Origin of the sequence: Pseudoalteromonas aliena (assembly GCF_038155085.1) — a bacterium.
GTDB classification, from domain to species: Bacteria; Pseudomonadota; Gammaproteobacteria; order Enterobacterales; family Alteromonadaceae; genus Pseudoalteromonas; species Pseudoalteromonas aliena_A.
Genome location: NZ_JBAKAU010000135.1, coordinates 1 through 227, shown reverse-complemented (window position 1 = coordinate 227; position 227 = coordinate 1). Strand labels below are relative to the sequence as shown.

The following is a 227-nucleotide window of genomic DNA, read 5'->3' as shown; positions in this document are numbered from 1 at the left end:
TTGTAATGTTTTAATTACTGAGAACTTTTCAACTACGGCACTTACTTTTATACGCTTACGAACACCTGCGGTGTCAATTAACACATACTCTTTGTCGTTACGCCTCATTGGAATATAAATAGAATCGCGCGTTGTACCTGGCATATCATATACAAATACACGATCTTCACCCAATATACCGTTTGTAAGTGTTGACTTACCAACGTTAGGACGACCAATAATCGCAA

The 227-nt window shown here is 37.9% G+C and carries 1 protein-coding gene; it reads right to left on the bottom strand.

The window, feature by feature from the left end; genetic code table 11:
• Positions 1–227: GTPase (locus tag V6260_RS18825; protein WP_341595594.1), on the bottom strand; the 227-nt coding region annotated here is incomplete at both ends.